This is a genomic window from Pseudonocardia sp. NPDC049154 (assembly GCF_040648315.1).
GTDB lineage: Bacteria > Actinomycetota > Actinomycetes > Mycobacteriales > Pseudonocardiaceae > Pseudonocardia.
Window position 1 is genome coordinate 181171 of the sequence record NZ_JBEZDN010000002.1, and the last position, 11469, is coordinate 192639.

General features: G+C 73.1%; 10 protein-coding genes. 4 read left to right on the plus strand and 6 right to left on the minus strand.

Translation table 11 applies throughout. The annotated features are described in order from the left end of the window. Positions 1 to 46: 46 nt before the first annotated feature. Positions 47 to 661 (plus strand): cyclodeaminase/cyclohydrolase family protein, encoded by a 615-nt coding sequence (locus AB0B41_RS02650; RefSeq protein WP_358198135.1) that lies wholly within the window; start codon positions 47 to 49, stop codon positions 659 to 661. A gap of 3 nt (positions 662 to 664) precedes the next feature. Here AB0B41_RS02650 and AB0B41_RS02655 read toward each other — a convergent pair whose 3' ends face one another. From AB0B41_RS02655 to AB0B41_RS02680, 6 genes are read right to left on the minus strand one after another with little or no spacing between them, the layout of a single operon-like run. Further along, complete coding sequence (locus AB0B41_RS02655) at positions 665 to 2362, minus strand: formate--tetrahydrofolate ligase (protein WP_358198137.1); 1698 nt, start codon at positions 2360 to 2362, stop codon at positions 665 to 667. Between the two features lie 28 nt (positions 2363 to 2390). Further along, the gene (locus AB0B41_RS02660) at positions 2391 to 3305 is read right to left on the minus strand and encodes a methylenetetrahydrofolate reductase (RefSeq protein ID WP_358198139.1); all 915 of its coding nucleotides are present in this window, start codon (positions 3303 to 3305) and stop codon (positions 2391 to 2393) included. 12 nt (positions 3306 to 3317) lie between these two features. Beyond that, complete coding sequence (locus AB0B41_RS02665) at positions 3318 to 4328, minus strand: electron transfer flavoprotein subunit alpha/FixB family protein (RefSeq protein WP_358198142.1); 1011 nt, start codon at positions 4326 to 4328, stop codon at positions 3318 to 3320. Beyond that, positions 4325 to 5095 carry an electron transfer flavoprotein beta subunit/FixA family protein gene (locus AB0B41_RS02670; RefSeq protein ID WP_358198144.1) on the minus strand — a complete coding sequence of 257 codons (771 nt, stop codon included), beginning with the start codon at positions 5093 to 5095 and terminating at the stop codon, positions 4325 to 4327. The genes AB0B41_RS02665 and AB0B41_RS02670 overlap by 4 nt, the downstream gene beginning before the upstream one ends. A gap of 3 nt (positions 5096 to 5098) precedes the next feature. Next, positions 5099 to 7609 (minus strand): FAD-dependent oxidoreductase, encoded by a 2511-nt coding sequence (locus tag AB0B41_RS02675; protein WP_358198146.1) that lies wholly within the window; start codon positions 7607 to 7609, stop codon positions 5099 to 5101. 12 nt (positions 7610 to 7621) lie between these two features. Beyond that, on the minus strand, positions 7622 to 9073 hold the full coding sequence (locus AB0B41_RS02680) for a trimethylamine methyltransferase family protein (protein ID WP_358198148.1): 1452 nt from the start codon (positions 9071 to 9073) through the stop codon (positions 7622 to 7624). 96 nt (positions 9074 to 9169) lie between these two features. Here AB0B41_RS02680 and AB0B41_RS02685 point away from each other — a divergent pair, with 96 nt between their 5' ends. The 3 genes from AB0B41_RS02685 to AB0B41_RS02695 are packed head-to-tail and all read left to right on the plus strand — an operon-like array spanning position 9170 to position 11468. Beyond that, positions 9170 to 9940: an IclR family transcriptional regulator gene (locus AB0B41_RS02685; RefSeq protein ID WP_358198150.1), complete on the plus strand. Its 771-nt coding sequence runs from the start codon at positions 9170 to 9172 to the stop codon at positions 9938 to 9940. Continuing rightward, positions 9937 to 10605 (plus strand): corrinoid protein, encoded by a 669-nt coding sequence (locus AB0B41_RS02690; protein WP_358198152.1) that lies wholly within the window; start codon positions 9937 to 9939, stop codon positions 10603 to 10605. Before AB0B41_RS02685 ends, AB0B41_RS02690 begins: the two co-directional genes overlap by 4 nt. Further along, a complete protein-coding gene (locus AB0B41_RS02695) occupies positions 10605 to 11468 on the plus strand; it encodes a dihydropteroate synthase (RefSeq protein ID WP_358198155.1) in 864 nt (287 codons plus the stop codon). The genes AB0B41_RS02690 and AB0B41_RS02695 overlap by 1 nt, the downstream gene beginning before the upstream one ends. The last annotated feature ends 1 nt before the right edge of the window (position 11469 follow it).

Consider the following 11469-nt stretch of genomic DNA (forward strand, 5'->3'; position numbering starts at 1 on the left):
TCCATCCCAATACCGGAGCCGCCGTGTCGCCGTTAGCGTGGGCGGGGTGCGGAGCTGGAGCATCGACGCCTACCTCGGACGCCTGGCGGCGCGGAACCCGTCGCCCGCGGGCTCCGCCGTCGCCGCGCTCACCGCGGCCCAGGCCGCGGCGCTGCTGGTCATGGTGGCCCGGTTCCGCGTCGGCCGCGACCACCCGGTGGGCGAGGTCGCGCAGGGCGTGCTCGGGCGGGCGGAGGAGCTGCACGACGCGGCGCTCGGCCTCGCCGAGGCGGACATCGCCGCCGTCGACGAGGTCGCCGCGGCCTACGCACTCCCGCGGACCACCGAGGCCGAGCGGGCGCGACGCAGCGCGGCGATCGGCGACGCCCTCCTCGCCGCCGCGGGTCCGCCGGCCGAGCTGGTCCGGATCGGGGCGGAGCTCGTCGGGCTGTGCGAGCGCATGGCCGAGGTCGGCAGCGGTGCCCTCCTCGCGGACGTGGCCGCCGCCGCCGACGCGACCGCCGCGGCGTTGAGCATCAGCCGCACGAACGTCGAGGCCGACATCGCGCCGCGCCGCGGCACCGCGGAGGCCGGCGACCTCGCCGCCGCCGTCGGGTCCGTCGACGACCTCCTGCGCCGGGCCGCACGGGTCCGCGACGACGTCCGCGGTGCCCTCGGGTGAGGATCAGGAGAGGTTGACGATGTTCCCGTCCCGGTCGACGTCCACCCGGTGGGCGGCCGGGCTGGCGCCCAGGCCGGGCATCGTCCGCATGTCGCCGCAGATCGGGTAGATGAACCCGGCCCCGACGGACGCCCGGACCTCCCGGACGGGCAGGCGCCAGCCCGTGGGCGCCCCCGTGAGCGACGGGTCGGACGACAGCGACAGGTGGGTCTTGGCGATGCAGACGGGCAGGCGGCCGTAGCCGTTCGCCTCGTAGGTCGCGAGCTGGCGGGCCGCGGCGCGGTCGTAGTCCACCCCGTCGGCGCCGTAGACCTTCGTCGCGATCGTCTCGATCTTCTCCTCGAGGCCGGCCGAGTCCGGGTAGAGGAAGCGGAAGCGGGACGGCTCGTCGGCGGCCTCGGCGACCGCGTCGGCCAGCTCCCGGGCCCCGCGCCCACCGTCGGTGAAGTGCGTGCAGACGGCCACCCGCGCGCCCATCTCCTGCGCGATCTCGGCGATCGCCGCGTGCTCGGAGGCGTGGTCGCCGGGGAAGGCGTTGACCGCGACGACCGGCGACACCCCGTGCATCCGGATGTTCTGGATCTGCTTGCGCAGGTTGGCCCCGCCGATGTGGACCTCGTCCGGGTTCTCGGCGAGGAGCGCCTCCGGCAGCGGCCGGCCGGCGACGATCCGGTGCCGCCCGGAGTGCGCCTTGAGCGCCCGCACGGTCGCCACGACCACCGCGGCGTCCGGGGTCAGGCCGGAGGCCCGGCACTTGATGTTGAAGAACCGCTCCGCGCCCATGTCGGCCCCGAACCCGGCCTCGGTGACGAGGAAGTCGCCGCCGTGGATGCCGATGAGGTCGGCCACCACCGACGAGTTCCCGTGGGCGATGTTGCCGAACGGGCCGGCGTGCACCAGCACCGGCGTGTTCTCCAGCGTCTGCATGAGGTTGGGCTTCAACGCGTCCCGCATGATGGCCGTCATGGCGCCGGCGCCGCCGATGTCCTCCGCGGTCACCGGCGTGCCCTGCGGCGTGTAGCCGACGACGATGCGGCCGAACCGCTCGCGCATCTCCTGCAGCGACCGGGCGAGCGCGAAGATCGCCATGACCTCGCTGGCCGCGGTGATGTCGAACCCGGTCTGGCGCGGGATCCCGTCCGTCCTGCTGCCGAGGCCGACGATCACGTTGCGCAGCGCCCGGTCGTTGACGTCGAGCACCCGTCGCCAGGTGATGGCGTGCGGATCGAGGCCGGTGGCGTTGCCCTGGTAGAGGTGGTTGTCCAGGACGGCCGAGAGCAGGTTGTGCGCCGCGGTGACGGCATGGAAGTCGCCGGTCAGGTGGAGGTTGAGCACGTCCATCGGGACGACCTGGCTGTAGCCGCCGCCGGCCGCCCCGCCCTTGATCCCGAAGGTCGGGCCCATGGACGGCTGCCGGATCGCCACGGTGGCCTGCCGCCCGGTCTGGCACAGCGCCTGCCCGAGGCCGACGGTGGTGGTGGTCTTGCCCTCGCCCAGCGGGGTCGGCGTCACGGCGGACACCACCACGTACTTGGCCCGGGGCCGGTCCGCGAGCTCCTCGATCGCCGCGAGCTTGATCTTGGCGACGTGCTCGCCGTACCCCTCGAGCAGGTGCGGCCCGATGCCCATGGCGGCGGCCACGTCGTCGAGCGGCTTCAGGGACGCCGCCTGCGCGATCTTCAGATCCGGCGGAAGGAACATGACAGTCTCCTCGGTCGTGGCAGGGGCGTCAGGCGGTCACGCGCAGGGAGTCGCGGTCGTCCATCTCGAACCGCCCGTCGCGGATGTCCGCCGCCCAGGAGGCGGTGGGGACGAGCGCGCCGAACGGGAAGAAGTGCACCGCGCGCAGCAGGCTGCGGGGGTCGGCGGCCACCGCGGCCGCCAGGCCGAGGAGGGTCGCGTCGGGATGGTGGACCGGCGAGGTCGCCAGCTTGAGCACGCTCCCGGCCTGCTGCCGGAGCACCTTGAGGGAGGGCCCCACCCCGCAGCGCAGGCCGTACCGGAGCAGGCGCGCGGGGGAGGTGAGGCCGGGCAGCCCGACGTGGACGGGCACGTCGACGCCCGCGGCCCGGATCCGCCGCTCCCAGGCGACGATCGGTCCGGGGTCGAAGCAGAACTGGGTGACGAGGTGCAGGTCGAACCCGCGCGCCCGGGCGATGCCGCACTTGGCGACGAGGGCCCGGAACAGCTCGTCGTCGTCGACGTCGGGGTGCCCCTCCGGGTGGCCCACGATCCCGACGCGGTCGATGCCGGCCTCCTCGAGGAGCCCCGCGTCGAGGACCTGCGCCGACTCGGAGAACTCCCCGACGGGGGTCGTCAGGGACCCGGCGAGGAGCAGGACGTCCTCGACCCCGGCCGCGGTGAGGTCGGCCAGCATGCGCTGCAACGCGGGGCGGTCGGACACGGCCCGGGCCGCCAGGTGCGGCACCGGGCGCAGGCCGGCCTCCCGGACGGCGCGGGCGACCGCCACCGTGTCGGCCCACGGCTGGTCCGGCAGGAACGTGAGGTAGACGGCCGTCCCGGCCGCCAGGTGGTCGCGCAGCGGCGGGAGCGTCGCCGCCTCGCGCGGGGTGATCTCCACGCTGAACGGGAACATCAACCTGCGGACGGCGTCGCTCAGCTCGGCGTGCGTGGGTGTCGGCATCGCGTGGTCCCCTCAGCCCCGGCGGCGCCGGATCTCGGCGTTGATCGCGGGCACGACCTCGTGCATGTCGCCGATCACCGCGTAGGTCGCCTTGGTGACCATCGGCGCGGCCTCGTCGGTGTTGACCGCCAGGATCGTCTTGGAGCTCGCGCAGCCGGCCCAGTGCTGGATCGCCCCGCTGATGCCGCACGCGATGTAGAGGTCGGGGGAGATCCGGCTCCCGGTCTGGCCGATCTGCTCGTGGTGCGGGCGCCAGCCCATGCTGGTCACCACGCGGGACACGCCGAGTGCCCCGCCGAGCAGCTCCGCCAGCTCGGCCACGCCCGCGAAGCCCTCCGCGCCGCCCGCCCCGCGCCCGGCGCCCACCACGACCTTGGCCGACGTGAGCGCACCCGAGAGGTCCGGCGCGGCGGGCTCGGTCGACACGACCCGCGTCACCAGGTCCGCCTCCGTGACCTCCGGGGCGAACTCGCGCACCGTCACCGGCACCGGCGGGACCTGCTCGGCCTGCACGGCGTGGCCGGCGACCGTGAGGACCGCGGGGCGCCGGGGCAGGAGCATCTCCTCGAGCGCCGCGCCGCCCATCACCTGGCGGGTGACCCGCAGCGCCCCGCCGTCGCCGGCACCGCCGGCACCGCCGTCCCCGTCGTCGTCAGTGCCCAGCCCGACGACGTTGGCCGCCATCGGCACGTCGAGCCGTGCGGCCAGGTGGGCCATGACCTCGAGGCCGCGCGGGCTGCCCGGGGCGACGACGGCCCCGGCGTCGGTGGCCGCCACCGCGGCCTGCACGGCGGCTGCCCAGACGGCCCCGCCGTAGGCCGAGAAGGCCTCGCCGGTGGCGTGGTGCACCTCGCCGATGCCGTGGCCGGCGAGCTGGTCGACCAGCTCCCCCGGGTACGCGCCGACCACCAGGGCGTGCACCGTGCCTCCCGTCCGCCTGGCCAGGGTGCGCCCGAACGTGACGGCCTCCAGCGACACCTCGGTCGCGCCGGCCGCGTCGGTCTCGACGAGCGTGAGGATCATCGGGCCACCCCCAGGTGCTGCAGCAGGTCGACCACGGCCGGCGCGGCGTCCGGTCCGACGCCGATCACCTCCACGGTGCTCGGCTGGGCGGGCGGCAGCGTGAGCCGCACCCGGCCGGGGCCGGTCGGCTCGTGCCGCGGTGCCACGGTCTCGACCGGGATCTTCTTCGCCTTCATCCGTCCGACGACTGACGGGTAGCGCGGCTCCACGCCGCCCTCGAGCACGGTGACGACGGCGGGTAGCGGCACCGCGTACGTCTCGACGCCGTCCGGCCCGTCGCCGCGCGCCGTCGCCACGCCGCCGTCGACCTCGACCGTGCGCACCCCGTTGACCACCGGCCGGCCCAGCGCGTAGGCGAGCCGGACGCCGACCTGGAAGTCACCGGTGTCGGCGGCGTCGTTGCCGAGCAGGATCAGGTCGTACTCACGGCCGTCGGCGGCGTGCGTCCGCACGACGGCGGCGATCTCCCGGACGACGTCCACCGGCCCGTACCCGACCGGGTCGGCGTCGATGTGCACGGCCGCGGCGCAGCCGACCGCCAGGGCCGCGCGGAGCTGCTCGACCGCGGCCTCGGGCCCCAGGGTGAGCACGGTCGCGGTGCCGCCGGTGGCCGTGGCGATGCGCACGGCCAGCTCGACGGCGCAGTTCTCGTGCGCGCTCACGGTGAACCCGACGAAGCGGGCGTCGACCGCCTGCGCGTCCGGGGTCAGCAGCACCTCGCCGGCCACGTCGGGCACCCGCTTGATGCAGACCAGCACGTCCGCCATGGCTCAGCCCTTGATCCGCTCGTTGGCCGGGTCGAACAGCGGCGTGGCGTCGGCCGACCCAACGGTCACCGGGTAGAGCTCCTCCATGTAGGACACGGCGAGCCGATTGCCGACCACCGCCTGGTCCGGTGGCAGGTAGGCCATCAGCAGGTGTGTGCCGAGGGACGGCGCCGACCCCGCCGAGGTGACGTAGGGGTGGTGGCCGTGCCCGTCCGTCAGCACACCGCCGTCCCGGGTGAGAATCGGTTCGCCACCGAGCATGTAGCGGTTGCCGCCGGTGGCCGACCGGTGGTCGTCGACGGTGAGCGTGCACAGCACCGCCTGCGGTTCGGCCGCGCGGTGGGCGAGGTAGGCCTCCCGGCCGACGAAGTCGGCGTCCTTGACCTTCGGTCGCGCCATCCCCGCCTCGACGATGGTGCGCTCGCCGTCGAGCTCGAACCCGAACGCCCGGTAGCCCTTCTCCAGCCGGCCGGTGGTGCCGTAGACGCCGATCCCGACCGGGACGGCCCCGTCCGGCCGTCCCGCCTCGTGCAGCAGCTCCCACACCCGCGCGCCCTGCTCCATCGGGACGTAGAGCTCCCAGCCCAGCTCCCCGACGTAGGAGATCCGCGACGCGAGCACGCCGACGCTGCCGACGGCGATGTCGCGGCAGGTGAGGAACGGGAAACCGGTGTGCGAGACGTCGTCGTCGGTGAGGCGGCCGAGGATGTCGCGGGCCCGCGGACCCCACAGCCCGATGGTGGTGAAGGCCGACGTCTGGTCCACGATCGCGGCGCCGTCGGGCAGGTGGTCGGCGAACCACTTCAGGTCGGCCATGCCGTGGAGGCCGCCGGTGACCACCCGGTACCGGTCGTGCGCCAGCCGCATCACCGTGAGGTCGGACCGGAAGCCGCCCCGGGCGTCGAGCACCGGTGTGTAGATCACGCGGCCCTCGGCCACGGCGGCCTGCGCGACGACGATCCCCTGGATCGCCTGCTCCGCGGCCGGCCCGACGACGTCGAAGATCGCGAAGGCGGACAGGTCGACGATGCCGGCGCGGTCGCGCAGGGCGAGGTGCTCGGCGTTGATGATCGGCGACCACCAGCGGGAGTCCCACTCGTGCTCGCGCGGCATGACCGCCGCGCCGTACTCGCCGAGCAGGGCCTCGTTCGAGGCGTACCACATCGGCCGTTCCCAGCCGACGGTCTCGAAGAACTCGGCGCCCGCGGCGCGCTCCGCGGCGTGCATGGGCGCGAGCCGCTTCCCGCGCTCGCCGGCCCACTGCTCGCCCGGGTGCACGATGCCGTAGGTCTTGTTGAACGCCTCCGACGTCCGCGAGCGCACGTGGGCCCGGGTGCGCTGGTGCGGGTAGAACCGCGCGATGTCGGAGTGGTGGAGGTCGATCTCGGAGTACCCCTGCGTCATCCACTCCGCAACCGCCCGGCCGACGCCGGGCCCCTCCTTGATCCAGACCGCCGCCGCGGACCAGAGGCCCTTCACCTCGGGCGTCTCGCCGAGGATCGGGGCGCCGTCGGGGGTGAGCGAGAGCAGGCCGTTGATGGCGTAGCGGATCTCGGCCCCCTCGGCGGCGAGCGCGTCGGGCATCAGCTCGAGCGCCTGCTCCAGCTGCGGGTCGAAGTCGTCCGCGGTGAACGGCGCCTCGGTGGGGGAGAGCCGCGCCTGGTCGATCGACGGGATCTCCTCCGGGTCCCACAGGATGGGACGGTGGGCATAGGAGCCCACCTCCATGTCGGCGCCGTGCTGGCGCTCGTAGCAGAACGTGTCCATGTCGCGGATGATCGGGAAGGAGATCTCGCCGGGCCGCTCGGCGAGCTGCGGGATCGGCCCCACCGAGATCATCTGGTGGACGGCGGGGGTGAGCGGGATCGCCGCGCCCGCCATCCTGGCGAGCTTCGGGCTCCACACCCCGCACGCGATCACCACGGTCTCGGCCTCGATGTCGCCGCCGGTGGTGCGCACGCGCCGGATCCGGCCGCGCTCGACGTCCATGCCGATCACCTCGACGGTCGACACGACGGTGAGCGCCCCGAGGGCCAGCGCCGACTCCCGCATGAGCGTCCCCGCGCGCAGCGAGTCGACCACGCCCACGGAAGGCGTCCAGAACGCCCCGAGGATCTGGTCCTTGTCCAGGTACGGGACGCGCTCGACGACGTGGTCCGGGGTCACCAGCTCGGCCGGGACGCCCCACGCCCGCGCCGACGACATCCGCCTGCGCAGCTCCTCCATCCGCTCCTCGGTGCGGGCGACCTCGTACCCGCCCGACTCGGTGAAGACGCCCAGCTCCTTGTACTGGCGCATCGAGTCGAGCGTGAGGTCGGCGATCTCACGCGAGTGGTCGACCGGGAAGATGAAGTTCGAGGCGTGCCCCGTGGAGCCCCCGGGGTTGGGCAGCGGGCCCTTGTCGATCTGCACGATGTCCCGCCAGCCGAGGCGGGCGAGGTGGTGCACGAGGCAGTTGCCGACGATGCCGGCGCCGATCACCACGACGCGCGCGGTGGTGGGAACATTCGCCATGAGGTGGTCCTCCTAGTCGCCCAGCTCGCGGCGGCGCCGGGTCACGTACTCCGTCAGCTCCTCGCGCACCGCGTCGTCCAGCGGCGGAGGCTCGTACTCGTCGAGCCGCTTCCGCGCGATCTCGCGGGCGCGGGCGGCGGCGTCCTTCGCCCCGTTGCGCATCCAGCGCTCGTAGTTCTCGGAGCTGGAGAGGAACGGTCGGTAGAAGCAGGTGCGGAACCGTTCCATGGTGTGGGCCGCACCGAGGAAATGGCCGCCGTGGCGGACCTCGTCGTGCGCGTCGAACGCGAGCGACGCCTCGTCGATCTCGAGCGGCGTGAACTCGTGCTGCAGCATCTCCAGCAGCTGCACGTCGAGCACGAACTTCTCGTAGCTCGCGACCAGCCCGCCCTCCAGCCAGCCCGCCGCGTGCATCACCCAGTTGATGCCCGCGAGGAACGTCGGGAGCAGGGTCATCAACGACTCGTAGCCGGCCTGGGCGTCGGCGGTCTGGCTCGACGTGAGGCCACCGCCGGAGCGCACCGGGAGCCCGAAGCGGCGGGCGATCTGCCCCGTGCAGAGCAGCCCGACCGCCGACTCCGGCGTGCCGAAGCAGGGCGAGCCGGACTGCATGTCGATGTTGGACAGGAACGACCCGAAGATCACCGGGCAGCCCGGGCGGACGAGCTGGGAGAGCGCGATGCCGGTGAGCGCCTCGGCGATCTGCTGGGTCAGCGCCGCCGGGATCGAGACCGGCGACATCGCTCCCATCAGCAGGAACGGGGTGATCACGACGGCCTGGTTGGCCTCGCTGTAGGCGAGCTGCGCCTCCAGCATGCGCTCGTCCCAGCGCAGCGGCGAGTTGCAGTTGATCAGTGAGATCGTGGCCGGGGTGGCCTCGATCGCCGCTCGGCCGCCGAAGAGGATCTCGGTCATCGCGATCGTGTCGGCGGCATTGACCCCGGACACCACGTTGCCCATGTAGATCTTGTCGGTGAGCGTCTGCAGGGCGAGGGTCATGTCCAGGTGCCGCGAGTCCAGCGGCGTGTCCTCCGGCTCGCAGACCACCCCGCCCGCCGAGTCGAGGGCGGCGAAGCCCTGGGCGAGGCGGGCGAAGTTGCGGAAGTCGTCCATCGACGCGTCCCGGCGCACGTCGCCCTCGCGCACGAACGGCGGGCCGTAGACCGCCCCGAACGCCATCGCGTCGTCGCCGATGTGGACCGTGTTCGCGGGGTTGCGCGCCTGCACGTCGAAGGACCGGGGTGCCTTCGCGACCTGCTCGAGCAGGAAGTCGGGATCGAACCGGACGACCCCCTGACCGTCGGACTCCTCGACCTTCTGGCCGGCCTGCCGGAACAGCTCAAGGGCCCGGGCCGACCCGAACTCCACGCCGATCTCCGACACCAGCCGGCGCCAGCCCGCGTCGAGGGTGCTCATCGCGTCCTCGGAGAGGATCTCGTACCGGGGCATCGCGTTGCGGAACATGTGCTTCTCCGCTCTTGACGTGCTGAGAGACCGGCGTCACAGTAGCCGCCATCGTCAGAACTCGGGTTCCATAATGTGAAACTTTGGACGGCTCTCATGGCGGCGCAGACGGGCAGTCAGTCGGTCGAACGCGCAAGTGCCCTGCTCGGCCTCATCGTCGAGTCCGGCGCGCCGCGCACCTTCAGCTCGCTGGTGGACGAGCTCGGCCTGGCGAAGTCCACCACCTCCCGGCTCCTGCAGGCCCTGGAGCGCAGCCGGCTGGTGTACCGCGACCGGGCCGGGGCGTTCCGCCCGGGCGCGCTGTTCTCGCTGCACGCCGCCCGGCCCAGCGCGCTGCACGACCTCGCCGAGCTCGCCCGCCCCACGATGGAGCACCTGTCGTCGCTCTGTCGGGAGACGGTGAACCTCGCCGTGGCGCGCGGCGGGCAGCTCGTCGAGATCGACCAGGTCGACAGCCGCTACCTGATCGGGGCCACGAACTGGGTCGGCGTCGACGTGCCCGCGCACTGCACGGCGTTGGGCAAGGTGCTCTACGCCTTCGGCGCGCTCGCGCTGCCGCCCGGCCAGCTGGAGCGCCGCACCGCGCACTCGCCGGTCGACCGCGCCCAGTTCGAGCACGCCCTCGTCGAGGTCCGCCGGCGGGGCTGGGCCGGCTCGCTGGACGAGCTGGAGCTCGGGCTCGCCGCCGTCGGCGCTCCCGTGCGGGCGGTCGACGGCACCGTCGTCGCCGCCGTCTCGGTCTCCGGACCCACGAACCGCATCAACGACTACGGCATCACCAGGCTCGGGGACCTGCTGGTCACCGAACTGCGCGGGTTGTCCGCGCTGCTGGGGCACCAACCCGGACGAAAGGGAGGTTCGGCGTGACGGATCACGACACGATCCTGCGCGGGCTCTACGACGAGACGCTCGTCGGGAACAGGCCGCGCGTACTCGAGCTGACGCACGAGGGGCTCGACGCGGACCTGACCCCCGAGACGATGCTGTTCGACGCGCTGATCCCCGCCTTGGAGGAGGTCGGCGCCCGCTTCGAGCGCGGCGACTTCTTCGTGCCGGAGATGCTCGTCGCGGGCAAGGCGATGAGCGGTGCGCTGGACGTCCTGCGCCCGCTGCTCGCCGAGACCGGGGCCCGGACGGTCGGGACGTTCCTGATGAGCACCGTCAAGGGCGACGTCCACGACATCGGCAAGAACCTCGTGAACATCATGCTGGAGGGCGCGGGCTTCCACGTGATCGACCTCGGCGTGCAGGTGTCGCCGGAGAAGGTGATCGCCGGGATCCAGGAGCACAACCCGGACATCGTCGGCTTCTCCGCGTTCCTCACCACGACCATGCCGATGTTCAAGGCCAACATCAACGCGCTGCAGAAGGCCGGACTGCGTGACCGGGTGATCGTCATGGTCGGCGGCGCCCCGGTCACCCAGGAGTACGCGGACGCCGTCGGGGCCGACGGGTACGCCGCCGACGCCGCCACCGCCGTCCGGAAGGCCAAGGAACTGCTCGCCGCCCGTCGCGCCGCCGTGGGGGTCTGATGCACACCGTTCTCCGCTCCGCGACCCGCGAGGTCGTGATCGGTCCGGATCAACCGTTCTGCCTGATCGGTGAGCGGATCAACCCGACCGGCCGGAAGATCTTCGCCGAACAGCTGCGCCGGGGGGATCTCACGCGCATCCAGGTCGACGTCGAGCAGCAGGTCGCCGGCGGGGCGACCATGCTCGACGTCAACATGGGCGTCCCGCTCGCCGACGAGGCCGAGCTGCTCGCCAAGGCCGTCACGATGGTGCAGGAGCTCACGGACCTGCCGCTGGTGATCGACTCGTCGGTGGTCGAGGCGCTCGAGGCCGGGCTCGCGGCGTACGAGGGCAAGGCGCTGGTGAACTCGGTGACCGGCGAGCGGGAGCGGCTGGACGCGATCCTGCCGATCGTGGCCCGGCACGGGGCGGCGGTGATCGCGCTGCCCAACGAGGAGGACGAGATCCCCGACGAGCCGGAGCGCCGCCTGGAGATCACCCGCAAGATCCTCGACATCGCGGTCGGCGAGTACGGCATCCCGGTCGAGGACATCGTCGTCGACCCGCTGGCCATGCCGGTGGGCGCGGACACGACGCTCGTCCGCACGACGTTGCGGACGATCGAGCTGATCTCCGGCGAGCTCGGCCTGAACATGACGCTCGGCGCCTCCAACGTCTCCTTCGGGATGCCCGGACGCCCGGCGCTGGGCGCGACGTTCCTGCCGATGGCCATGTCCTGCGGACTGACCAGCGCGATCATGGACGTGCGGTCGCCGCAGATCGTCGAGGCGGTCAAGGCCGCGGACCTGCTGCTCGGCAACGACGAGTGGGGCGCGGCCTGGATCGCGCGCGCCCGGGCGGCGGCCGCGGGGAAGACGGCCTGAC